The 23,410-nt window shown below is 66.5% G+C and carries 17 protein-coding genes and 2 pseudogenes; 11 read left to right on the top strand and 8 right to left on the bottom strand.

From position 1 onward, the window contains the following. Nucleotide 1: 1 nt before the first annotated feature. The 3 genes from ACFQE0_RS27140 to ACFQE0_RS27130 all read right to left on the bottom strand — a co-directional run bounded on the left by ACFQE0_RS27140 (nucleotide 2) and on the right by ACFQE0_RS27130 (nucleotide 2,593). Nucleotides 2-2,002, bottom strand: a complete 2,001-nt coding sequence (locus ACFQE0_RS27140) for a pseudouridine synthase (RefSeq protein ID WP_378975078.1) — start codon at nucleotides 2,000-2,002, stop codon at nucleotides 2-4. 102 nt (nucleotides 2,003-2,104) lie between these two features. Next, a complete protein-coding gene (locus ACFQE0_RS27135) occupies nucleotides 2,105-2,281 on the bottom strand; it encodes a DUF1328 domain-containing protein (RefSeq protein ID WP_238249729.1) in 177 nt (58 codons plus the stop codon). Between the two features lie 120 nt (nucleotides 2,282-2,401). Continuing rightward, on the bottom strand, nucleotides 2,402-2,593 hold the full coding sequence (locus ACFQE0_RS27130; RefSeq protein WP_378975076.1) for a CsbD family protein: 192 nt from the start codon (nucleotides 2,591-2,593) through the stop codon (nucleotides 2,402-2,404). A 122-nt stretch (nucleotides 2,594-2,715) separates the two neighbouring features. Between ACFQE0_RS27130 and ACFQE0_RS27125 the strand changes: the two genes are divergently transcribed. Beyond that, nucleotides 2,716-3,168, top strand: coding sequence for a nucleoside deaminase (locus ACFQE0_RS27125; RefSeq protein ID WP_378975074.1), 453 nt, complete (start codon nucleotides 2,716-2,718; stop codon nucleotides 3,166-3,168). 11 nt (nucleotides 3,169-3,179) lie between these two features. On the opposite strand, the gene ACFQE0_RS27120 is transcribed toward ACFQE0_RS27125, so the two are convergent. After that, the gene (locus tag ACFQE0_RS27120; RefSeq protein ID WP_378975072.1) at nucleotides 3,180-4,961 is read right to left on the bottom strand and encodes an outer membrane beta-barrel protein; all 1,782 of its coding nucleotides are present in this window, start codon (nucleotides 4,959-4,961) and stop codon (nucleotides 3,180-3,182) included. A gap of 257 nt (nucleotides 4,962-5,218) precedes the next feature. Next, nucleotides 5,219-10,063: an NAD-glutamate dehydrogenase gene (locus tag ACFQE0_RS27115; RefSeq protein WP_378975070.1), complete on the bottom strand. Its 4,845-nt coding sequence runs from the start codon at nucleotides 10,061-10,063 to the stop codon at nucleotides 5,219-5,221. Nucleotides 10,064-10,209: 146 nt separating this feature from the next. On the opposite strand from ACFQE0_RS27115, the gene ACFQE0_RS27110 reads away from it, so the two are divergent. The 4 genes from ACFQE0_RS27110 to ACFQE0_RS27095 all read left to right on the top strand — a co-directional run bounded on the left by ACFQE0_RS27110 (nucleotide 10,210) and on the right by ACFQE0_RS27095 (nucleotide 13,871). Next, nucleotides 10,210-10,632: a MarR family winged helix-turn-helix transcriptional regulator gene (locus ACFQE0_RS27110; RefSeq protein WP_378975068.1), complete on the top strand. Its 423-nt coding sequence runs from the start codon at nucleotides 10,210-10,212 to the stop codon at nucleotides 10,630-10,632. A gap of 27 nt (nucleotides 10,633-10,659) precedes the next feature. Beyond that, nucleotides 10,660-11,949, top strand: a complete 1,290-nt coding sequence (locus tag ACFQE0_RS27105) for an MFS transporter (protein ID WP_378975066.1) — start codon at nucleotides 10,660-10,662, stop codon at nucleotides 11,947-11,949. A 183-nt stretch (nucleotides 11,950-12,132) separates the two neighbouring features. After that, nucleotides 12,133-13,287 carry a multidrug effflux MFS transporter gene (locus ACFQE0_RS27100; RefSeq protein WP_378975719.1) on the top strand — a complete coding sequence of 385 codons (1,155 nt, stop codon included), beginning with the start codon at nucleotides 12,133-12,135 and terminating at the stop codon, nucleotides 13,285-13,287. Between the two features lie 89 nt (nucleotides 13,288-13,376). Then, on the top strand, nucleotides 13,377-13,871 hold the full coding sequence (locus ACFQE0_RS27095; protein ID WP_378975064.1) for a DoxX family protein: 495 nt from the start codon (nucleotides 13,377-13,379) through the stop codon (nucleotides 13,869-13,871). A gap of 3 nt (nucleotides 13,872-13,874) precedes the next feature. On the opposite strand, the pseudogene ACFQE0_RS27090 reads toward ACFQE0_RS27095, so the two are convergent. After that, a pseudogene (locus tag ACFQE0_RS27090) lies at nucleotides 13,875-15,310 on the bottom strand (DHA2 family efflux MFS transporter permease subunit). 225 nt (nucleotides 15,311-15,535) lie between these two features. On the opposite strand from ACFQE0_RS27090, the gene ACFQE0_RS27085 reads away from it, so the two are divergent. The 3 genes and pseudogenes from ACFQE0_RS27085 to panE all read left to right on the top strand — a co-directional run bounded on the left by ACFQE0_RS27085 (nucleotide 15,536) and on the right by panE (nucleotide 19,033). Beyond that, nucleotides 15,536-16,423: a DUF3313 domain-containing protein gene (locus ACFQE0_RS27085; RefSeq protein WP_378975062.1), complete on the top strand. Its 888-nt coding sequence runs from the start codon at nucleotides 15,536-15,538 to the stop codon at nucleotides 16,421-16,423. A 155-nt stretch (nucleotides 16,424-16,578) separates the two neighbouring features. After that, nucleotides 16,579-18,073 (top strand): annotated as a pseudogene (gene guaB, locus ACFQE0_RS27080) (IMP dehydrogenase). An 18-nt stretch (nucleotides 18,074-18,091) separates the two neighbouring features. Then, on the top strand, nucleotides 18,092-19,033 hold the full coding sequence (gene panE, locus ACFQE0_RS27075; RefSeq protein WP_378975060.1) for a 2-dehydropantoate 2-reductase: 942 nt from the start codon (nucleotides 18,092-18,094) through the stop codon (nucleotides 19,031-19,033). A 40-nt stretch (nucleotides 19,034-19,073) separates the two neighbouring features. Here panE and ACFQE0_RS27070 read toward each other — a convergent pair whose 3' ends face one another. Continuing rightward, nucleotides 19,074-19,256 (bottom strand): hypothetical protein, encoded by a 183-nt coding sequence (locus ACFQE0_RS27070; RefSeq protein WP_378975058.1) that lies wholly within the window; start codon nucleotides 19,254-19,256, stop codon nucleotides 19,074-19,076. Between the two features lie 167 nt (nucleotides 19,257-19,423). On the opposite strand from ACFQE0_RS27070, the gene ACFQE0_RS27065 reads away from it, so the two are divergent. The 3 genes from ACFQE0_RS27065 to ACFQE0_RS27055 all read left to right on the top strand — a co-directional run bounded on the left by ACFQE0_RS27065 (nucleotide 19,424) and on the right by ACFQE0_RS27055 (nucleotide 22,066). After that, nucleotides 19,424-20,725 carry an RsmB/NOP family class I SAM-dependent RNA methyltransferase gene (locus ACFQE0_RS27065; protein WP_378975717.1) on the top strand — a complete coding sequence of 434 codons (1,302 nt, stop codon included), beginning with the start codon at nucleotides 19,424-19,426 and terminating at the stop codon, nucleotides 20,723-20,725. A 16-nt stretch (nucleotides 20,726-20,741) separates the two neighbouring features. After that, complete coding sequence (locus tag ACFQE0_RS27060) at nucleotides 20,742-20,993, top strand: hypothetical protein (protein ID WP_378975056.1); 252 nt, start codon at nucleotides 20,742-20,744, stop codon at nucleotides 20,991-20,993. Nucleotides 20,994-21,232: 239 nt separating this feature from the next. Next, nucleotides 21,233-22,066, top strand: a complete 834-nt coding sequence (locus ACFQE0_RS27055) for a glucosamine inositolphosphorylceramide transferase family protein (protein ID WP_378975054.1) — start codon at nucleotides 21,233-21,235, stop codon at nucleotides 22,064-22,066. Between the two features lie 15 nt (nucleotides 22,067-22,081). On the opposite strand, the gene ACFQE0_RS27050 is transcribed toward ACFQE0_RS27055, so the two are convergent. Then, complete coding sequence (locus ACFQE0_RS27050; RefSeq protein ID WP_378975052.1) at nucleotides 22,082-23,167, bottom strand: glycosyltransferase family 4 protein; 1,086 nt, start codon at nucleotides 23,165-23,167, stop codon at nucleotides 22,082-22,084. Nucleotides 23,168-23,410 lie beyond the last annotated feature (243 nt).

The following is a 23,410-nucleotide window of genomic DNA, read 5'->3' as shown; positions in this document are numbered from 1 at the left end:
CTCAGCGATTGCCGCGCGGCGGACGGCTCCCGCCGCCCTTCGACCCGCCGGGCTTGCCGCCACCCGGGCGCGAACCACCCGGCTTGAAGCCGCCCGATTTGAAACCGCCGCCGGGCTTGCCGCCGCGACCGGCCGGAGCGCCAGGCTTGCCCCCGGCGGGACGGCCACCGCCGCCGAACTTGCCCGCAGGCCGCTCGCCGGAGGGTTTACGATCACCGAAAGGCTTCCGATCACCAGAAGGCTTCCGGTCACCGAAGGACTTCTGCTCGCCGAACGGCTTCCGCTCCCCAGAGAACTTGCGTTCGCCGAAAGACTTGTTCGGCGCACCGCTCGCGCGGCCACGCGAACCTTCGCCCTCGGAGCGTCCGCGCTGGCCTCCGCCAAAGCCGCCCTCCTGGCGCTGTCCGCGACCCTCGCCACCGCGATCACCGCCGAAATCACCACGCTCGTTCGAGCGTCCACGCGGCGGGGCACCACCCTCGCGGCGCGGGCCGTTGCCCCGGAAGCTCGTGCCCTCGGCATCGTCGCGGTTGCGCGGACGAGCGGAGGGCCGCTCCATCCGCTGGAGGCCACGATCCTCCTGGCGGCCCTCGGCGCTCGATGTCGGGGCCTTCGAATAACGGCGACGCGGCTGCTCGTCGGCCACCGGCTGAGGCGCAGCCGATGTGGGCTTCAGCCGTTCGACCAGCACTCGCCTTTCGCCGGTCTTGATCGCCCCGACGCGCTCGCGGCCACGCTCCGCAGCCGCACGCTCCTGATCGATCCGCGGATCAGCGCCGCGCCGAGGGGGACGGCCGGGCTTGTAAGGGGCAGGCTCCTGGCTCTCCTCGCGCCACACCGAACGGCGCAGGTTCGACCCGGTGCCGCCGGTCGACACGCGTTGCGGAGCGGGCCGGGCGGGGGCGCGCCGGTCCTGACGCTTGCCCTGATCGGGCTCTGACCGGGCCGGTTTGGCGGAACCGCCGAAGGGCGAAATCGGCTCGCGCACCGGGCTCTCGAAATCGACACCCGCCTGCTCGGCTAAAGTCTTCCCAAGCTGATCCTTGAGGACGCGGGTCCGCACCTCCTCCACGAGGCCGACTTCGAGCTCGCCGAGTTGGAACGGGCCGAAGGACATGCGGATCAGGCGATTCACCTGAAGACCCAGATGCTCCAGGATACGCTTGACCTCGCGGTTCTTGCCCTCACGGAGGCCCAGCGTCAGCCAGAGGTTGTCGCCCTGAACCCGGTCGAGGGTCGCTTCCACGGGGCCGTATTCCATCCCGTCGATGGTCACGCCCTTCTTCAGGCGGTCGAGCTGCGCCTGATCGGTGTCGCCATGGGCGCGCACGCGGTAGCGGCGCAGCCAGCCCGTGTCGGGGTGCGCGATGACTTTCGCGAGCCCGCCATCGTTGGTGAGGAGAAGCAGACCCTCGGTATTGATGTCGAGGCGGCCGACGGCCACGACGCGGGGCATGTCCTCGGGCAACACCTCGAACACCGTCTGGCGACCTTCCGGATCGCGGGCAGTGGTCACGAGGCCGCGCGGCTTGTGGAAAATCCACAGGCGGGTGCGCTCACGAGTCGGGAGCGGCTCGCCGTCGATGAGGATCTGGTCGTCATCGGTAACATTAAGCGCAGGCGAATCGATCACCTCGCCATTCACGCTCACGCGGCCAGCGAGGATCATGGCTTCCGCGTCACGCCGCGAAGCGACACCGGCCCGCGCCATGGCCTTTGCGATGCGATCGCCCGTGTAAACAGGTTCCGCGTCGGCCGCGGCTCCCGCTTCGACCGGCTCGGGTGCAGCACTCGGCTCGGGTGCTGCCGGACGGCGCATCATGGGAGCATCGCCGGATGAGGCAGGGCGGCTCTTGGAGCGGCCGGTCTTGGCGGTTGCGCCCCCATTGAGGTCCTTGGCGCTCCCCGCATCGGTGGCAGGCTGCCAAGAAGTATCGCGCTCGTTCGAGGGCGCGCCGTCCCGGTCCGCGCCGGGCTTTTCGTCGTTTGGAATGTCGGTCATCGGCCGCCCATACCAGAGCCGATGATCTCAGGCGAGACCGCCTGAGGCATCCGGCGGGCGAGGATACGCATTCGCCCAGCCGGATCAGTGCCTTTCAGAAGGCTACAGACGGGGCGAACGGCCCCGCATCACGCCGAACACGGCCGAAATCAGGAACAGGGCAATGGCGACGAAGAACACGAGCTTGGCCGCTTCGACAGCCGTGCCGGCGATTCCGCCGAAACCCAGAAGCGCCGCCACGAGTGCGACGACGAGAAAGGTGATGGCCCAACCGATCATGGGAGACTCCTACGCCGTGGGGCGAAGCGGCGCCGAATTGGCTCCGCCTTCACTTGAGACAACCCATCCGGAGGACTGGCGTTTCCGGGGGAAACACCAGCCACCCCGGACGGCGTTCGATCAAAGCTTGTCGGTGGCCGACTTAACGGTGTCCTTGGCGTCGCCGACGGTGCTCTGGGTCTTGCCCTTGAGCTCCTGAGCGGCACCATCCGCCTTCATCTTGTCGTTGCCGGTGGCGTCGCCGATACCCTGCTTGGCCTTGCCGACCAGCTCGTTCGCCGCGCCCTTGATCTTGTCGGTGGTGCTGCTCATGGCGTCACTCCAATCTGTCTTGTTACGGCAAAGCCGCGTCGGCCTAGCAACAGGCAGAGATCGAGGAATGTTCCGGTTGTTAACATCTCCTATGATCGACTTTTGCGTGAAGCATCGCGCCGATGGCTGAGGATCCCACGCCCTTCGATCTCGCCTTCGAGGCCGCTCGCCGTGCGGCCCAGGAGGGGGAGGTGCCGGTCGGTGCCGCAATTGTGAAGGAGGGACGCGTCGTAGCGGTCGCGCACAATCGGCCCCGCGCCCTGCGTGATCCGACAGCCCATGCCGAGATCCTGGCGATCCGGGCGGCATGCCTGGCTCTGGATGACGAGCGGCTGCCGGGCTGCGATCTCTACGTGACGCTGGAGCCCTGCCCGATGTGCGCGGGGGCGATCTCCTTCGCCCGCATCCGCCGGGTCTATTACGGCGCACGGGATCCGAAGGGGGGCGGGGTCGAGCAAGGACCGAGGGTGTTCAACCAGCCGACCTGCCACCATGCACCGGAGGTCTATGGCAGCTTCCGCGAGGCCGAGGCGGCGGATCTGCTGCGGGACTTCTTCGCCGCGCGGCGGGATTGAGGGGCAGCTGCTTAGGGGTTCACCCGCATCCCGACGAGGAAGGTGTTGTCCCGGAAGCTGGCGAAGGACGAGGTGCTGTCCACCTGCTGGTAGATGTAGGTGCCGCGCAGGGTGAGCCACCGATTCAGGCGGTAATCCATGCGCGCGGTGAGCGAGAAGCCGTTATCGCGGATCGGGCTATTCCGGTACTCGTTGTGCAGGATCGAACCGCCCAGCACGAAGGAGAGGTTACGCAGCAGGTCGTGCTGCACTTCGAGCGTCGCCACCTCGGTGAGCACGCCGCTCGAACCGGGAATCGTCGTTTCGGTGACGCCGGTGGCGGCGTTGAAGCGGACGGTGGTGAGGGGCGAGGCTGCCCACACCAGGGTGGCGTTGACGAGCGGCGCATCGATGTCGCGCAGCGTCGCATCCATGTAGCTGCGATGCTGGTAACCGGCCGAGACCTCTCCCGTGACGCGCCGGGCGAGCCCAAGCTGGGCACCCACCAGCACGCCGACGCCATTCGAGTCGCGCTGGACGCCGGACGCATCGAAACGCTGATCGTAGACGCGGGTGTCGCCGATCACGTCCACGAAGGGCTTGAGATCGGGGGAGATCTCGTAGGCCGTGCGCAAACGTAGGGTGTACTGATTCAGGTTGCGATCGCTCTGGCGGATCGTGCCGCCATTGGTGAGGCGCACGTCCTCGAACTCCGAGCGGTCGACGAGGCCGCTCAGGGTCACGGACAAGCGGTTGAAATTCTGCGTCGCGCCGAGCGTCGCGCCGTACAGGGCCACGAGCGGACGGCTCACGGCGGATGCCGCTTGCAGGTTCGGCGTCGTGGTCCGCTGGGTGTCCACGAGGAACCGGCCCTGCGCGTTAAACTGGAGGTCGCGGTTGGCGTCGATGCGGAGGTTTACCACGCCGTCCGCCGCCGGGCGGCTCGCCATCTCGTTCTGGGGCGTCTCGAAATAGGCGCCGCGCAGAGAGCCATCGAGCGAACTGGACGACCAATCGCTGCGGAAATCCACCGTCGCCTCTGTGCGAAGCGCCACCGAGCCCTTGGCGAGCTGCCTGGTGGTCTGATCCGGATTCGAATCGTAGCCGATGGTTTGCGCGAAGGTCGGCAGCACCGTGAACGTACCGACCTTGATGCCGAGGGGCGCGTAGGCGGGATCGGTCGGGATCGGGCGGGACAGGTCGGTGCCGAGGATGAAACCGGGCGTCAGCAGGCCGAGGGCGGGGTTGGTCGCCAGCAACGGCAGGCGCGACCCGCCCGACGTGTAGGGCAGGGGCACGCCGACGACGGCTTCCTGAACCACGGGCGTCAGCGCGGAGGATTGCGTGGTGGCCTGCACACTCTCCTGCGTCGTCCGCTTCACGGCCGAGCCGTTGCGGCGCGAGGGCGCCGCGCGGAACCGAAGGGTCGGTGAGAGCCCTCGGTTGAACACTGCCGTCGAGGTGCCGCTGGTGCGCTGACCGGTGATGGTCAGGCGGTCGTCGAGGCGCGGGATGCCGGTCTCGAAGCCGGTCTGGCTCGCGTTGCTGGACGAGCGCACGCCCCCACCGGACTCACCGCCGAGCCCTCGCGCGGCGCCGGGACGCCGGTCGCTGGCGGGGTCGTCGGAGAGGCGCTTGCGTAATTGCGTCAGACCGTTGGGGCCTGCCTCAAGGCCGGAGCCAGGATTGTCGGGTGCGCCCGTGACCGGGCTGATCGCGTCGAAGCGCGGGGCCTGCGCCTGCGCGGTCTGAGGCAAGCCGGCAAGGGCGAGAACGATGGCGGCACCAGCGGCCTGTCCACTGACGGCGCGCATGGTTCCGGCATCGTTGTCGGTCGCCTTGCCCCGCACTTGCCGCCCCCGTTTCGGAATACGCAACTTGAGATAGGCAGTAGGACAAGCCTGCAGCGTCGAATGCTGCCTTTCATCAAGGTTAACTGGGAGTAGCAGGACACGGTTAATGGCTGGTCAACGGCGGAGACGCCGAAAGACCTGCCCTCACCGAGACAGTTCATCAAGGCAGAGGCGCGCGAGACGGCTCCGGGAGGCCTTTCAGTCACGCCCCGCCATCGTCATTCCACCCGGACGAGATCGCCGAGCAGGCTGGCGGCAACCGTCGCTTTCGAGACCGTGAGGTCCGAGGAGGCGATTCCCTCCACCGCATCGCGGATCCGGGCCAGAGGCGTCCCACGCGCCTTCACCCAGGCCGCGACCGCCTCCGGCCCGGCGCCGATATCGGCGACAACCTCGGCCGTGAGCTTGCGGTGGGCGGACGCGATGGCCGCGACGGCGCGTTCCAGGGCGATACGGTCGAACGTATCGGATACCGGCGCTGTCCGGGCCGCATTGGCGAGGGCGTCCAAGCCGAATTCCCGCTCCAGCACGAAATGCGTGGCGGCGATATCTTCCACGGGACGCCCGCTCACCTCCGCAACGCGCACGATGTCCGGCGCCGAGACCAGGGCCGGCAGGCTGGCGAGGCGCCGGGCACGGGCCGGGGCCATGCCGCGGCCGGTCAGTTCGGCCTCCCGCGTCTCCACCTCGGCGCGGGCCGCCTCGCTCAGCACCTGCGGCAGGGCCGCCTCGACCGCCGCGACGCCATCGCGGTAGCGGGCGACAATCGGTGCAAGACCGCCGGACAGGTCGAGATTGCGGATGAACCACACGATGCGGTTCGCCAGAAGCTCCTGCACCTCGGCATAGAGGTCGAGTTGAGCCTGCCCGCCGATCCGGCCGCTCAGCCCGTCGATGGCGAGGTTCAGATCCATCAAGCCGAACGCGTCGCGGGTCGCCGCATACGCCTTGGCGATAATCGCGGCGTCGGCCCCGGTCCCGTCCACGAGGCGCGTCACCAGCGACGGACCGCCCCGATTGACGATGATGTTGGCGAGCGCCGTCGCGATGATCTCGCGGCGCAGGCGGTGGCCCTTGATCGAGTCGGGGAAGCGCTCGCGCAGTTCCTTCGGGAAGTAACGTTGCAACTCGCGATCGAAATATGGATCGTTCGGTACGGCGCTCGACAGGATGGCGTCATGGAGCGACAGCTTCGCATAGGCGAGAAGCACCGCGAATTCCGGCCGGGTCAGGCCCTCGCCGCGTCGCATCCGCTCGACGAGGGTCGCGTCGTCGGGTAGGTATTCGACCGCACGGTCGAGGCGGCCCTCAGCCTCCAGCGCCTGCATCGTCCGCATGGCGAAGCCGGTTTCCCCGAGCCCGCCTCGCTCGGCCAAGGACAGGCTCAGCGTCTGCAACTCGTTGTTGCGTAGAACGAGATGCCCGACCTCCTCCGTCATGTCGGCGAGCAGCGCATTGCGCGCGTCGTAGGAAAGGCGCCCGTCCCGCTCCGGCCCCATCAGGGCGATCTTGATGTTCACCTCCACGTCCGAGGTGTTCACGCCCGCCGAATTGTCGATGGCGTCGGTGTTCAGCCGCACGCCAGCGCGGGCCGCCTCGATGCGCCCCCGTTGCGTGAGGCCGAGATTCGCGCCCTCTCCGATGACCTTCGCGCGCAGATCCAGACCGGTGATGCGGATGGCGTCGTTGGCTCGGTCGCCCGCGTCGTCGTCGGTCTCGGTGGTGGCGCGAATATACGTGCCGATGCCGCCGAACCAGAGCAGGTCCGCGGGCGCCTTCAGGATCGCCTGCATCACCTCGGCGGGCGTCGCCTGCGCCTGATCGAAGCCGAGGGCAGCGCGAGCCTCTGGCGAAAGCGCGATGGTCTTCAGGCTGCGCGAGAACACCCCGCCGCCGGTCGAGATGAGCGAGCGGTCGTAATCGGCCCAGGACGAGCGGCCGAGGGAGAACAGACGCTCCCGCTCCACGAAGCTCCGTGCGGCATCGGGGTTCGGATCGAGGAAGATGTCGCGATGGTCGAAGGCCGCGACAAGGCGGATGCTGCGCGAGAGCAGCATTCCGTTGCCGAACACGTCACCCGACATGTCGCCTACGCCGACGACGGTGAAGGGGTCGGACTGGGTGTCGATGTCCATCTCGCGGAAGTGGCGCTTCACTGCCTCCCAGGCGCCGCGAGCGGTGATGCCCATGCCCTTGTGATCGTAGCCCTGGCTTCCGCCGGACGCGAAGGCATCGCCGAGCCAATGGCCCTTCTCGATGGAGATGGCGTTGGCGATGTCGGAGAAGGTCGCGGTACCCTTGTCGGCGGCGACGACGAGATAGGCGTCGTCGGGATCCTGCCGCACGGTGTTCGGCGGCGGCACGATTTCGCCGTCCACGATGTTGTCGGTGAGTTCAAGCAGCGTGCGGATGAAGATCCGGTAGCTTTCGGTGCCCTCGGCCATCCACGCCGCCCGGTCGGAGGCGGGCGGTAGGCGCTTCGGGAAGAAGCCGCCCTTGGCGCCGACAGGAACGATCACCGCGTTCTTCACCTGCTGCGCTTTCACGAGGCCCAGGATCTCGGTGCGGAAATCCTCCGGCCTATCCGACCAGCGCAGGCCACCGCGCGCCACGTAGCCGAAGCGCAGGTGCACACCCTCCACGCGGGGCGAATAGACGAAGATTTCGAACAGCGGCCGGGGCAGGGGCATCCCCGAAACCTTGGCGCAGGCGAACTTGAAGCTGATCGTACCGCGCGGGGCGCCCGCCTCGTCGCTCTGGAAGAAGTTCGTGCGGATTGCCGCTTCGATCAGGTTCACGAAGCGGCGCAGGATGCGGTCGTCATCGAGACTCGTGACCTCGGACAGGGCCACCTCGATCCTGGCGCGGCATTCGGCTTGCGCCTCGTCGCGATCCCCCGTCACGGCGGGGTCGAACCGGGCCTTGAACAGCGCCACCAATTCGCGGGCGATCCCGCCATGTCGTGCCAGGGTGCTGGCGATGTAATCCTGGCCGTATCGGATGCGCAGCTGACGAAGGTAGCGGCCAAGCGCCCGGAGAAGCGCCGCCTCCCGCCACGGTAACTCGGCCTCGACGATGAGGCGGTTATAGCCGTCCGATTCCGCCCGGTCGTCGGCGATGGCGAGCATCGCCGCCTCGAGCGGCACTTCCAGCGCCGCGACGTCGATCGCAGCACCCGTGGCGCGTTCGATCAGCATGTCGTGGAGCCAGACCCGCTCGGCCTCGCCCGAGCCGGGCACCTGGACGCGGTAGGTCCGTTCGTTGATCACCCGGAAGCCGAGATTTTCTAGACCCGGCACACGATCCGACAGGGCGATGGCCGTCCCGCGGGAGAAGACCTTCAGGCGGATCTGCGCTGGCGGATCGGTATCGCGGCGGCCGATGGAGACGGCGCGGGGATTATCCTCACCGAGGGATTCGAGGATCGCGATGTCGGCGACCGCCGCCTCGGGCAGGAAGTTTTCGCGGTAGGCGGCGGAAAACGCCTCGGCGTAGCGAGCGGCGAGATTGCGCGCACGGGCGCCGGGGACGCCGTCGGAAAGCGCCGTGCGAAGCCCGTCGGCCCAGGTGCGGACGATCCCTGCGATGCCGGCTTCGAGCGCCGCCGGGTCGCGTTCCTGCAACGCCTCATCGGATAGGCCGATGATGTAGTGGGTGCGGGCCAGCGGCCCTTCCGGGAAATCCGGCTGCGCGACGGAGAGCCGCCCGCCATAGCTCTCGGCCAGATAGGCCCCGATCCGCGCCCGGATGCGCGAATCGTAGCGGTCCTTCGGCACGTAGACGAGCAGCGAGACGAAGCGTCCGAACCGGTCCGGCCGGGACAGCACGCGGATGCGCGGCCTGTCCGCGAGATCGACGATGCCGAGCGCGAAGCGGGTCAGCCGGTCTATGTCGATCTGGAACAGATCGTCTCGGGGGTAGGTCTCCAGCACGGCGAGAAGGGAGCGCCCGGCATGGCTCGTCGGGTCGAGCCCCGCGCGGTCCAAGACCGCCTCGACCTTGCGGCGGATCACCGGCACCTCGCGAGCGGGACTCGCATAGGCGGCGGCGGTGAACAGTCCGACGATGCGAATCTCACCGGACAGGCGGCCCTCCGGCGAGAACAGCTTCACCCCGACATAGTCGAGATGGTCAGACCGGCGGACGCGGGACCGGGCGCTGGCCTTGGTGATGATGAGCGCCTGCGGCTCTTCGAGGAAGGCCAGGATCTCCGGCGTGTAATCCACGAGGCTGCCGCCCCGGCGAAGCACCGCCGTTCCGGGATCGCGCAGCACGCCGAGGCTGGAGCCGGGCACAAGCGGATGCTGCTCTCCCTGAATGCCGTGCTCCTGCATGCCGAGCAGGGTGAAATGGCCGTCGCCCAGCCAGTTCAGGAAAGCGCGGGCTTCTGCCGTCTCCGCCTCGGGGAGCGGGGAGGGCGTGCGTCCGACGCTCTCGGCCAAGGAAGCGAGCCGGGCGCGCATCGCGTCGTGGTCGGCAGCGGCATAGGCCACGTCACGGTGAACCTCGACGAGGTTCGCTTCCAGGAACTTGCGCGCCTCACCCTCAAGCCGGTCGAGATGGATGTGCAGCAGGCTCTCACGGGCCAGCGCGCCCTGCGCGTCGGCGGTCGTCTCGCCGACGACGCGCATCAATGCGCCGTTGCCATCGCGCTCGACGCCGAGGATCGGGTGGGCGACGAGGTAGGGGGTGAGCCCTTGGGCGGTCAGGGCCGCAAGGGTCGAATCGAGCAGGAAGGGGCGGTTGTCGTTGACGATGTCGATGACCGTCAGGTCCCGCATACGACCCTCGCGCATCAGCGACAGGTCGGACATTCGCAGCCGCGCGGCATCGCCGGGACTGCGCGGCGTCGAGAGAAAGTCCCGCGCGCGGCCCGCCATCTCCGCAAGGGCCTCGGCTGGGTAGGGTGTCAGATCCTCCGGCGGGACCCGGCCGAACAGGTCGCGCACGAAGCCGCCGGGACCGCCCTGGCCCGCCACAAGATCCGCCGCCGCGTCGATCAACCCGCTTCGGGCGCTGCGCTCCTCGCGCGAGGAGAGGGCGGTCGCGGTCTCGAGGGTCATGCACATCTCCCGTACCGGGTGGCTGGCCGCGAAGCGTTAGCAGAGCCCTTGCGCGAGTCGATGACGGTGGCCCGACGACGGGGAGTCGAACGCACGCATCCGTCACCCGCTTGCCCGAACACAAATAGGTGCATATACACGCAAATATGAGCGAGGCATTTGCCAATGAGCGAGAGGTCTGCACCTGCGGTGCATTGCGGCGGGCGGCCCGCACTGTGACCTCGCTGTACGATCAGGCCCTCAAGCCTACGGGTTTGAGGGTGACGCAATTCGCCATCCTCAAAATTCTCGATCGTTGCGGGACGCTGCCCGTCACGCGCCTTGCCGCAGAAGCCTCGTTGGAGCGCACCACCATGGCGCGCAACCTTGATCCGTTGGAGCGTCGCGGCCTCGTGTGTGTCGGCGCGGACGAGGCAGACGCGCGAAGCCGCCTCGTCGAATTGACTGATGCCGGGCGTGCGACCTTGTCCGAAGCCATGCCCCATTGGCGCAGTGCACAGGACAGGATTTCGCGGCGGGTCGATCCCGGCTCGGTGCGGGCGCTGGCCAGCGCCTTGAGCGCCGAGTAACCGCAGAGGCTCTGGAGACCCGAAGCGATGCCCCTTTCCGCTCAAACGCGCCCCGCGCCGCGTTTTCATTATGCCTGGGTCGTCGCAGCGGTGACCTTCGTGGTCCTGCTGGTCGGAGCCGGCGTGCGTGCAACGCCGGGCGTGCTGATCGTGCCGTGGGAGAAGGAATTCGGGTGGAGCGCGGCGACGATCGGCATCGCCATCGCTATCAACATCTTCCTCTACGGGATGATCGGCCCCTTCGCGGTAGCGATCATTGAGCGGTTCGGCCTGCGTGCCTCGGTCTGCGGGGCGCTCATCGTCCTCGCCATCGGCACCAGCGCCACCAGCATGATGCAGACGCCATGGCAGATGATGCTGCTGTGGGGCATCGTGGTCGGCTCCGGTTCCGGCATGGTCGCCAACGTCCTGGGTGCGACCGTAGCCGGGCGCTGGTTTGGCGAGCGCCGAGGCCTCGTCATCGGCCTGCTGACGGCCAGCAGCGCCACGGGCCAGCTGGTGTTCCTGCCGCTCCTCGCGCGGCTGTCGACCGATTACGGCTGGCGGACGGTATCCTTCACGGTGGCCGGGGCGACCCTCGTCCTGTTGCCTCTTGTCTTCCTTCTCTTGCGGGATCGCCCGTCCGATCTTGGCCTGCCGCGCTATGGCGAGACGCAAGTTCAGCCGAAGCCCGTCCTCACTGAGAACCCGGCCAAGCGCGCCCTGCGCGGCCTCGGCATGGGCTTGCGCTCCAAGGATTTCTGGCTGTTGGGAGGCACATTCTTCATCTGTGGCGCCTCGACCAACGGCTTGGTCGGCACCCACCTGATTCCCGCCTGCTTCGACCACGGCATCCCGGAGGTCACTGCCGCCGGTCTGCTGGCGCTGATGGGTGTGTGCGATCTCATCGGCACCACGGCCTCGGGCTGGCTCACTGACCGGTTCGACTCGCGCAAGCTCCTGGCGTGGTACTATTCGCTACGCGGCCTCTCGCTGATCTTCCTGCCCTACTCCTTCGATCTCAGCTTCTACGGCCTGTCGCTGTTCGCCGTCTTTTACGGGCTCGATTGGATCGCGACCGTGCCGCCCACGGTGAACCTCGCGGGCAAGGCGTTCGGTGAGGAGAATGCGGCACTGATGTTTGGCTGGATCGCCGCCATGCATCAGATCGGTGCCGCCTCGGCGGCGTGGCTCGCAGGCGTCGCCCGAACTGGCAGCGGCACCTATTACGAAGCCTTCGTGGCGGCGGGCATCCTCTGCCTCGTGGCAGCGATGATGGCGATGTTCGTCGGAAAGCGCCCGGAAGCCGAAGCCGGAATGCGTCCGCTGCCAGCCTGAACTGCGGCTGACGCGGAGCAGTTGGGCGTTACAAGGACGGTGGCCGATACGCTTCGCCACCGGCCCCCACGCTCCGCGAGTCTAGTTTTGTCTGATGCCCTTCCGACCGTGAAGGCCGCCGATACGAGCCGCGCCTGGCATGGGCCCGGCTTCACGGAATTCGTCGCCATCGTCGCGCTGATGATGGCGGTGACGGCGATCTCCATCGATAACCTGCTTCCAGCCTTTCCGGCCATCGAAGCACGCTTCGCCGTATCCGATCCGAACCGGCTGCAGCTTCTCGTTTATGTCTACATGCTCGGTTTCGGACCGGCGCAGATCATCTATGGGCCGCTCTCGGATGCGCTGGGGCGGCGTCCGGTGCTGCTCGCGAGCCTCGGTGTCTACGTGGCGGGCTGCGTCCTGGCGATGCTGGCGCCGAGCTTCGGCTGGCTACTCGCGGCGCGGGTGATCCAGGGGATGGGCGCTGCGGGCGGACGCGTGCTCTCGACCGCCATCGTGAGAGACCGCTTCGCCGGGCGTGAGATGGCGAGCGTCATGTCGCTCATCATGATGGTCTTCCTCATCATTCCCATGATCGCCCCGGCCATCGGCGGGGCGATGCTGGCCTTTGGCTCGTGGGTCTACGTCTTCGTCTCGATGCTGATCCTCGCCTTCATTCTCACGGCGTGGTTCGGCTGGCGGATGCCGGAGACGCTGCACCCGGAATACCGGCGCCCGCTCTCCCTGAAGGCGACGGCCTCGGCCGTACGGCTCACCCTCTCGACCCGCGTCGCCGTAGGCTACGCGACGGCCCTCGGGCTGCTGACCGGGTGCATTATGGGCTATGTCGGCTCGGCGCAGCAGGTGTTCGATACCGGCTTGTACCAACTTGGCCCGCTATTTCCTCTGGCCTTCGGGCTGGTGGCTGGGGCAATGGGCGCGGCGACGCTCATCAACTCCCGCGCGGTTCGCCGCTTCGGCATGCGCCGCCTGTCGCAAGCGGGAACCCTGGCCTTCACCTTGGTCGGGGTGTTGCAGGTGGTGATCGGTCTTGCCTTCGGCGGGCATCCGCCTCTGGCGCTGTTCCTGGGCGTGCTGGCGATGAACCAGTTCCTGATCAGCTTCGCCATGCCGAACTTCAACGCGCTGGCGCTCGAACCGCTGGGTTCGGTCGCGGGTACCGCTTCGTCGTTCCTCGGCTGCTACACGACGATTCTCGGCGCAGGTTGCGGCTTCCTGATCGGCCACGCTTTCGACGGAACTGTCCTGCCCATCGGCATCGGCTATGCCGTCCTCGGCGGGCTGACGCTGCTGGTCGTGGTCTGGACGGAGCGCGGGCGGATGTTCGGGCTCTGATCATCCACTTGATTTACGGTTGCGCTTAACGGGCCGTTCAAACGAAGTCGCGAGTCTGACGGGATCGCCGCCCGCCTCGGACAAACGCCATGATCGCCCGCGCCCACGATGCCACCCTGCTCGCCGCGCGCCTGTTTCTAGCGGCGGCTCTGCTACCGACTGGCATCGCCCGCGCGCTGAATGTGTCGGGCTTCGCCCTGACGCTGGCGAGCGAGGGCGTGCCCTTCCCGAACGCGGTGGCGACCACGGCCGTCGTGGTGCAGGTGTTCGGGCCGCTGGCGATGATCCTGGGCGTGCTGCCACGCATCACGGGCGTCGCGCTCGGCCTGTTCGCTGCTGCGACAGCCTGCGTGCTTCATTCCTTCTGGCAATTGAGCGGCCCGGCCATGGTGGCCGAGCGAACCCTCATGCTCGCCGATCTCGGCCTCGCGGGCGGTTACCTGCTTTATGCCGTCACGGGGCCCGGCGGCTGGAGCTGGCAGGGCTGGCGTCTTGGAGGGGCCGCGCCACGCGCGAAGCCCGCCGCGAAGGGCAGCGCCAAGTCCGGTGGCGGACGCCGAGCCCCGCAGGCCCGCGCGGCCTGACGGTCAATTGCGGCCATGCGAGACGTTCGACGGGCTCGCCGCAATCCGCCGTCCCGACACTTCGGCGCCTGCCTCGGGTGAGAGGGCACGGAACGGAAAGACCGACAGGGCGGAAATCGCGGCGACGATCAGGAAGGCGGGTCCGAAATCAGCCGCCTCGATCGCCGTCCGCCCGTGGGCGGCTGCCGCCCCTCCAGAGCCAGCGCGCCGAAGGTGACGCCGAGGCTCAGCGAGAGTTGCTGCGCCACGCTGGCGAAGCTCGTGGCGGCGCTCATCTGGCGCTTGTCGAGATCGGCGTAGGCGATGGCGTTCACGCAGGTGAACTGAACCGAGCGGCAGCATCCGCCCACGAACAGAGCCGCCAGCATGATGAGATGGGGTGTGTGCTCCGTGAAAAGCCCGTTCACGGCCAGGAAGCCCGACGCCAGCAGCGCGTTCATCACCATCACGCGGCGGAAGCCGAAGCGGCGCAGGATGGCGGGCGCCATGGTCTTCACGAACATCGCCCCGGCCGCCGCGGCGAAGGTGATGAGACCCGAGCGTAGGGGATCGAGCCCGAAGCCGATCTGCAACATCAGCGGAAGCAGGAAGGGGATCGCGCCCGTGCCGATGCGGAACAGGCTGCCGCCGGTCACCGCCGCGCGGAAGGTCGGGTAGCGCAACAGATCCAACCGCACGACCGGGTGATCCACCCGCCGGGAATGCCGGAAGTAGGAGGGCAGCAGGATCAGAGCTGCGACGAAGCACCCCCAGGTGACGGAAGCCGGCAGCAGATGCCGTCCGAGCGATGCGAGCCCGAGCATCAGCGACGCGAGCCCCGCGCCCAGCAGGACGAAACCTAGCACGTCGAGGGGAGGGCGCTCCTCCTCACGCAGATCCTCGAAGTAGAGCGTCGCCAGGATAAATCCGACGATGCCAATCGGCACGTTGATGAAGAAGATCCACCGCCAATCGAGCCAGGTGGTGATGAAACCGCCGAGCGGCGGCCCGATCACCGGGCCGACCATGGCCGGAAGGGTCAGATAGGAGAGGGCGGTGACGAGTTGCGCCTTGGGCGCAGAACGCAGGACCACAAGGCGCCCGACCGGCACCATCATCGCCCCGCCCATACCTTGCAGGAAGCGCGCCGCCACGAAGGAGCCGAGCCCATTCGCCGCCGCGCAGGCGAGCGACCCGGCCAGGAACACGCAGAGCGCGGCCCGGAACACGGTGCGGGCGCCGAACCGGTCGGCCGCCCAGCCACTCACCGGAATGAAGATCGCCAAGCTGACCAGATAGGAGGTCAGGGCCAGTTTCAGGGCGATCGGGTCCTCGTGAAGGCTCGCCGCGATGCTCGGCAAGGCGGTCGCGATCACCGTGGAATCGGTGTTCTCCATAAACAAGGCGGTCGCCACGGTGAGCGGGACGATCCGGGTGGAGAGTTTGGAGGAGGCAGGCATCGGACGGGAGACGCACAAATCCAATGTGGGTTGCGGCCTTTCTCACTGCGGCGTTTCACGATTGTATCCGCGAAGCCACAGACACCGACCGGCGAGAGGGCAGCCGGAGCTTGGCCGCTATCCTCACAAGGCTGTGAGGGCTAAGCTTCGCCGAAGGACTGGGATGTATCCGGTCCGGCCCGCGTGACGGGCGCTCCATTGCGAGCGATACCTTTGAGAGAGCGGATGCTGTTCAGCCGGCCCGACCGTCGCGCCCTGTCTCGCCTGTTGGCTGCAACGGCCCTGCTGAGCGGGGTCGCGGCCTGCGGAACCGTCGTGCTCAACAGCACCGGTTCGCTGACCCGTTACGACCGCCTGGAGCGTTCAACCTCCACCGCGACCGAGGCCCGGCTGTTCATCGACCGGCCCGCCGTGGAGCGTGCGCGCACCGTGCGCATCATCCCGACCGCCTTCCCGGCGAATGTCGAAGGCTCAGCGCCGCTTACGGCAGCCGACCGTCGCCTCATCGCCAACAACGCAGACCGGGCGCTCTGCTACGATCTCTCGCTCAAGTACGACGTGGTGACGAGCCGCGACGCGGACCTCACCGTCCGCGCGCAGGTTACGCGCGTCGAGCCGACGAACCTGATCGGCGCAGGCACCACCATTGCAGGCTCGGCGGCTGTGACCATCGCCTCGCAGGTCGGCGTCGGTTTCGCGGAAGGGATCGGCCGCATCCCGATCCCACGCGTGCCAATCGGCCTCGGCAGCCTTACTGTGGAAGCGGAAGCGCTCGACCGGCACCACCAGCAGCGCGCCGCGATGATCTGGGGCGGCGCGGCGAATTCCTTCACGAGCCAGCCGCGCTTCGCGGCGTCCAGCGACCCCTACGACCTCGCCGGCGATTTCGGCCAGGATTTCGGCTACCTGCTCGCCCGGGGCGAGGATCCGTTCACGGCTGCCAACACCCTGCCGACTTGGGACCGCATCCGCGTGACCATCTTGGGCGAGGCGCCGCTCGATCCGGATTGCGAAGCGTTCGGGCGCGCTCCGGGCGTCGATGGGATCCTGACCGATTATATCGGCCTGCCGCCGGAATTCAGCGACAAGGGGCCGGCCGTCCCGGCCCGCTGACCGCCACACCCCCAAAAAACCGCGAGCCATGCACATACGCGTGCTGCGCTGCGGCGTCCCCGCATTGGCGTGGCGGCAGGGAGCGTGATAGGGGCACTTGCCAACCCGCTCCCCGCCGCGCGACCCGCGCCGCTCGCTCCAAGGACCGTTGGCACATGGCCCGACTCAGTTCCGCGTCGATCATCGAGGGCCTGACCTTCGACGACGTGCTGTTGAGGCCCGCCGCCTCGTCGGTGATGCCGACCGAAGTGAACATCGCCTCCCGCCTCACTCGTAACATCGCCCTGAACATGCCGATCATGTCCTCGGCGATGGACACCGTGACCGAGGCGCCGATGGCCATTGCCATGGCCGCCATGGGCGGGCTCGGCGTGATCCACCGCAACCTCGAGCCGCCGGAGCAGGCCGAGCAGGTCCGCCTCGTGAAGAAGTACGAGTCCGGCATGGTGATGAACCCTATCACCATCCACCCGGACGAGACCTTGTCGGATGCCCTTGAGGTGATGCGGGCCAACCGCATCTCCGGCATCCCCGTGGTCGAGCGCGGGCCGAACGGCAATCGCGGCAAGCTGGTCGGCATCCTGACCAACCGCGATGTGCGCTTCGCTAACGAAGCGAGCCAGCCGGTCTCCGAGTTGATGACCCGCGACCGGCTCATCACCGTCCGCGAGGGCACGACGCAGGACGAGGCCAAGCGTCTGCTGCACCAATTCCGCATCGAAAAGCTGCTCGTGGTCGATGACCATTACCGCTGCATCGGCCTGATCACCGTCAAGGACATCGAGAAGCGCGTCGCCTACCCGAACGCCGTGAAGGACGAGCAGGGCCGACTGCGTGTCGCCGCCGCGACGACTACCGGCGATGGCGGTTTCGAGCGAGCCGAGCGCCTGATCGACGCCGGTTGCGACGTGATCGTCGTGGATACCGCCCACGGTCACTCGATCAAGGTGCTCGATAGCGTGCGGCGCGTGAAGCAGCTGTCCAACGCGGTGCAGGTGGTGGCAGGCAACGTCGCCACCCGCGAGGGTGCCCAGGCGCTGATCGATGCCGGCGCGGACGCCATCAAGGTCGGCATCGGACCGGGCTCAATCTGCACCACGCGCATCGTCGCCGGTGTCGGTGTCCCGCAGCTCGACGGCACTGATGGAGGCCGTCGAGGCCGCCTCGGAGGCCGACGTGCCGGTCATTGCCGATGGCGGCATCAAGTACTCGGGCGATCTGGCCAAGGCCATCGCGGCGGGCGCCTCGGTGGCGATGCTCGGCTCACTGCTCGCAGGCACCGACGAAGCGCCGGGTGAGGTGTTCCTCCACCAGGGCCGCTCCTACAAGTCGTATCGCGGCATGGGCTCGGTGGGCGCCATGGCCCGAGGCTCGGCGGATCGCTACTTCCAGGCCGAGGTCAGCGACACGCACAAGCTCGTGCCGGAGGGCATCGAGGGTCAGGTGCCGTACAAGGGGCCGGTGGCCGCGGTACTGCACCAGCTCTCGGGTGGCCTGCGTGCCGCGATGGGCTATGTCGGCGCCGCCACGGTCCCCGAGTTCCAAGAGCGGGCGCAGTTCATCCGCATCACGAATGCCGGTCTGCGGGAGAGCCACGTCCACGACGTGACCATCACCCGCGAAAGCCCGAACTACCCCTCGCGGACCTGACGGACGGAGCACCGCACGATGCGCATTCTGGTGGTCGGCGCGGGAGCGACCGGAGGTTATTACGGCGCGCGCCTCGCGGAAGCAGGCGCCGACGTGACCTTCCTCGTCCGCCCGGCCCGCGCGGAGCGTCTTGCGGCGCATGGGCTCAAGGTGGTGAGCCCCCTCGGGGATCTCCACTTGGCCCGGCCGAACACAGTGACGACCGATAGCCTTGAGGTCGCTGGCGCGTTCGACCTCGTGCTACTTTCCTGCAAGGCTTACGACCTCGTCTCGGCCATGGAGGATGTCGCTCCGGCTGTGGGCGAGGGCACGGCGATCCTGCCGGTGCTGAACGGGATGGCACATCTCGACGCGCTCGATGCCCGGTTCGGCGCGGAGAAGGTGCTCGGCGGATGTTGCGCCATCGGCGCGACGCTGACGCCGGAAGGCACGATCCGGCATATGAGCGAGTTGTGCAGCATCACTTACGGCGAGCGTGATGGCAGCACCTCGGCGCGGATTGCTGCGCTCGATACGGTGATGCGCGAAGGCACGCCGAAGTTTCAGCCGCGCCTGTCGGACAAGATCATTCTGGAGATGTGGGAGAAGTGGGTTTTTCTCGCCTCTCTCGCGGGCGGTACCACGCTGATGCGGGCCGCCATCGGCGATATCGTGGCAGCGCCCGGCGGCGCTGATCTCATGGGCGCCCTTCATGCCGAGTGCACCGCCATCGCCACGGCATCGGGTTTCGCCCCGCGTGAAAAGGTGGCGGCGGGGGCCCGGTCGCAACTGACGGCCGAGGGGTCGGCCTTTACCGCCTCCATGCTCCGCGACATTGAGGGCAAGAGTCGCATCGAAGCCGACCACGTGATCGGCGACCTTATTGCCCGTGGCCGCGCCCATGGTGTGGCGACGCCGATGCTCGACCTCACCTATACCGGCCTCAAGGCCTACGAGGCCCGGCGGGCGCGGGAAGGCTGAACGCGAAGGGACGGCACCGGAGCGCCGTCCCCTGTCCGCATCAGTAGCGCGCAGGCGGCGGCGGAGGCGGGTTGCCGTATTCGAGCTGCGTCTTGGCATCGTAAGGTCGACGCGGCGGCGGCGTCAGGTCCGGCGGAGGAGGAGCCGAGGCACACGCGGCCAGCATTGAGGACGCGAGGCCCAGCAGGGCCATTCGCTTCAGAATGCGAGAGTGAGACGACATGAACTAAGCGACTCCGAACATGGCCTGCGGTTCGGACCGAGCCGCCAAGCATGACCACCGAGCGTCCCGCCAAAGCTTGGCCTTATCGTGGCAGGCGCGAAATCCCTTCCGCCGGGGCGACTTCGGCGCTATCGCCCTGATCCGACCGTCTGAACAGGAGCGATCCCCTGACCCCCGCCGCCCGCTGCGCTGCCGCCATCGAAGTGCTTGCCGACATTATCGAGCGCCGCCGCCCGGCCGCCGATGCCCTCAAGGATTGGGGCCTCGCCCACCGCTTCGCCGGATCCGGCGACCGCGCGGGCATCGCGAGCCTCGTCTATGACGCTTTGCGCCGCCGCGCTTCGGCCGCCTGGATCATGGGTGCGGAGACTCCGCGCGCCATCGTGATCGGCTCCCTGCGGCTGCAACAGGGACTCGCTGCCCCCTCCATCGCGGCTTTGTTCTCGGGCGAAGGCTACGCGCCCGCTGCCCTCAATGCGGACGAGCGAAGCCGGATCGAGACAGGAACGCTCGACGGCGCCCCACCGGAGATCGCGGGCGATGCGCCCGCCTTCGTCCTGCCGGAACTCGAAGCCGCCCTCGGCGACGACCTGATCCCAGAACTGCGGGCGCTTGCGCGGCGCGCACCCCTCGATTTGCGGGTGAACACCCTGCGTGGCCCCCGCGAGACCATCCAGGCAGCCCTTGAAGGCTATGGCGCTGCGCCGACGCCGCACGCGCCGCATGGCCTGCGTGTGCCGGTCGGCGCTGACGGGCGCGGCCCGGCTTTGCACGTCGAAGCCGAATTCCTCGAAGGCTGGTACGAAATTCAGGACGAGGGCTCGCAGCTCGCCGCACTTCTGGCGCGCGCCAAGCCTGGCGAAACGATCGTCGATCTCTGCGCGGGTGGCGGCGGAAAGACGCTCGCCCTGGCCGCAGCCACCGGCAATGCCGGTCGGCTCATCGCCACGGATGGCGATCCGCGCCGCCTCGCCCCGATCCATGAGCGACTGCGCCGCTCCGGTGCGCAGGCTGAGGTACGCACGCCGCGCGGCGGCAAGCAGCGGGCGGATGTGCTGGCCGATCTCGACGGTATGGTCGATCGCGTCGTGGTCGACGCGCCCTGTACCGGCTCCGGAACATGGCGGCGCAATCCTGACGCCAAATGGCGCCTGCGTCCCGGTAGCCTCGCCACACGCCATGCGGAGCAAGCAGCGGTACTCGATCGGGCGGCGGCGCTCGTGCGCCCCGGTGGACGGATCGTCTACATCACCTGCTCGCTGTTCCCTTCGGAGAACGACGCCGCAATCTCCGCGTTGCTGGAGCGTCAGGGTCGCCGCTTCGCCTCCGTGCCCAACAGCGATCTCCTGAATGCGGCCCCGCCTGCGTTGAGCGAGGCCGTGCGCCGAACGGTTCACGGCATTCAGATGACACCCCTGCGCACGGGGACGGACGGTTTCTACGTCGCGGCCGTCGAGCGGCTTGCCTGACACGGGACGAACGCTGATGGCGATGAAGACCAGTTACGTGGTGCAGCCCTTCGAACTGCACCGGAAGCGCCTGCGCCCCGCTCGCCAAGAGCAGGCGCAGACGGAGAGCGGCGCGATCAAGAAGGCTGAAAACCTCGCCAAGCGCATGCCCGGCTCCGCCGCCCTCAAGATCGTGGCGGACGACGAAACCGGCGAACTCGAGAGTGTGACGATCCTCGGTCAATGGGGCGAGATCCCCGACGATTTCGCCGAAAGCCTTCAGGGCTGACGAAAGCTTCACGACGTCATCGATCGGCCTGCCGCCCTACGACTTCACTGATCTCGGTACTGACATCGCCGAATGTCTGTTGCGCCCATTGCTGGTATCACCAAGTGTATACTTCGGTGATTCTGTTGCGTGCATAGACCCTTCGGCGTCTGTCGATCCGGGAGAAGTTCGTGAGTCGGCTACGCCAATTCGTTGCCCAGAACGTCTACGCAAGGATCTTCCGATCTCCCCATTGGAGAGTGGGTTGGCGTAAGATTACAGGTGCCGACCTTTGGGATACTCAGTCACTGGCGGATACGCAGTGGACGTACATTTCTGATCCGGGAATCCGGTTCTTCGCAGACCCCATCGCATTCGAGCACCAGGGTCGAACGGTCCTCTTCGTCGAAGACTTTCACCACGACCGGCAAAAGGGCGTGATTTCGGCCATCGAAATGACCCCGGATGGACCGATGGGGTCCATGCAATGCGTCCTCGAAGAGCCTTGGCATCTTTCGTACCCGCTGGTCTTCGCGCACGGCGACCAGATCTGGATGATTCCGGAAAGCTCGGAGAACCGCGAGGTCGTGCTCTATCGGGCCGATCCCTTTCCCAACAGGTGGACACGAGAAGCCGTCCTCATCAAGGACGTTCCGATCACCGACGCGACGCTTGTGCAGCATAAAGGCTTGTATTGGCTGCTCGGAACGCTCGAAGAACCGGGAAATTCGTCCGCGGACTTATGTGTCTTCTACGCGACGGATCTGTTTGGTCCGTGGCACGCGCATCCCGGCAACCCGTTGCTGCGCGATGCGCGAACAGCCAGATCAGCGGGCCCGATCATTTCACGCAACGATCGCTTGTGGCGTCCGGTGCAGGATTGCAGCCATCATTACGGGGCAGCAGTCGGTTTGGCCGAGATCACTCGCCTGGACATGTCAGGATACGAACAGAACGTCCGAAACATTCTCGCGCCCTGCCGCAACTGGCCGGGGCGGCGCCTCCACACGCTGAGCCAAGCTGGTGGATTCGAGTTCATAGATGGTTCGGCCAATGTCCTTCGCTGGCCACCCTTTACGGGCAAAACGACATAGTGGCTGTATCGTTGCTCAGCGAGATTGGAGCAGCGAGCGATACAGCTCGATCGTCTGGTCGGCCATTCTCTTACAGGAAAGCCAGTTCAGGTTCGAACACGCGGCGCTGCGCCACTTCTCAAGCTCCGCACGATCACCAAGAAGGCGGCGTAAGGCCTCGGCCAGAACGTCCGGCTGATGAGGGGGAATCAGAATGCCCGCTCGGCCCTGTTCGAGGAGTTCGGGAACACCGCCCACCGTGGTGGCGATGATGGCGCACCCGGCCTCCCGTGCTTCAGCGACCGCAAGCGGAAACGCCTCGGTGTGGGACGCCAAAACGAAGATGGAGGATTTCTTCAGCTCTTTATAAGGCTTTGCGATAAACCCACGGAAATGTATCCGTTCTGAGCCCGGTGATTCGGAAGCTAGCTTGCGAAGATATTTCTCGTCGGGGCCCCATCCGATAATGTGAAGCTCTGCCTTGGTGAAGGTCTCCGCCAACTTACCGAATGCGCAAATCAGATCTCCGATCCCTTTCCGTTTATAGAGCCCCGCAACCGTAGCGATGATCTGCCGATCATCTGGCATTGAATTTTCCAATTGAGCCAGAATTTCAGTACGGCGTCTTGGAGATTGCAAAATGCCATGGCAGATCACATGCAACTTGTGCTTGGCGAATCCCCGGCTTTCGAAAGCTCTCCTGCCACTTTCAGACAAGACGATGACGCGGTCCCCCGCATTCATCAGGTTCGAAGACGACCGCCACTCATTATGAACTGTTGTAATCAAGCCGTATTGTCCAAACTTCGCGAAGTCTCTGCCAACGCGCATTAATACAGCGGCTGTCATTGTGTGTGCATGGACGATGTCCGGCTTATACTCCTGCATCAATCCACCAAGTTTGTTTATGCTACCGAGAAAAGACAAGCCAGACCGCATGTAAAGGTTGACGCTATAGTGATTGACTTTGTGATGTTGGAGTAAGTCGATGTATCCACCGCCAGAGCTTATGAACGAAACGTCGAAACCCAATTCCGATTGAACGCACGCAAGGTCGACAGCTGAATTAGAAATACCATTTCCCGTGCTGACGACTTCATTTGCGATATGAAATATCCTCATCGAACTATTGCCATTCTGGAACGCTCGGAGCGACATGAATCCACTGAATAAATCACGGGTGCTGCAAATTTATATCACGAAAGGGTGATGTAAGTCGCAAACTTACGCACTGCCCGATATTTTGGAGAAATACGCAGTTTCCCGCGTGATAGAGCCAGCTCTGAGGCGCGATCAGTAGTCTACTCGTCTGAGCAAAACAGATCAGACCGATAGCTAGATTGAAAATATTTTAATTCTGTATAT

This window comes from Methylobacterium komagatae (genome assembly GCF_042661665.1).
Lineage (GTDB): Bacteria > Pseudomonadota > Alphaproteobacteria > Rhizobiales > Beijerinckiaceae > Methylobacterium > Methylobacterium komagatae.
The sequence above is the reverse complement of the archived record's forward strand: the minus strand, read 5'-3'. Positions and strand labels throughout refer to the sequence as shown.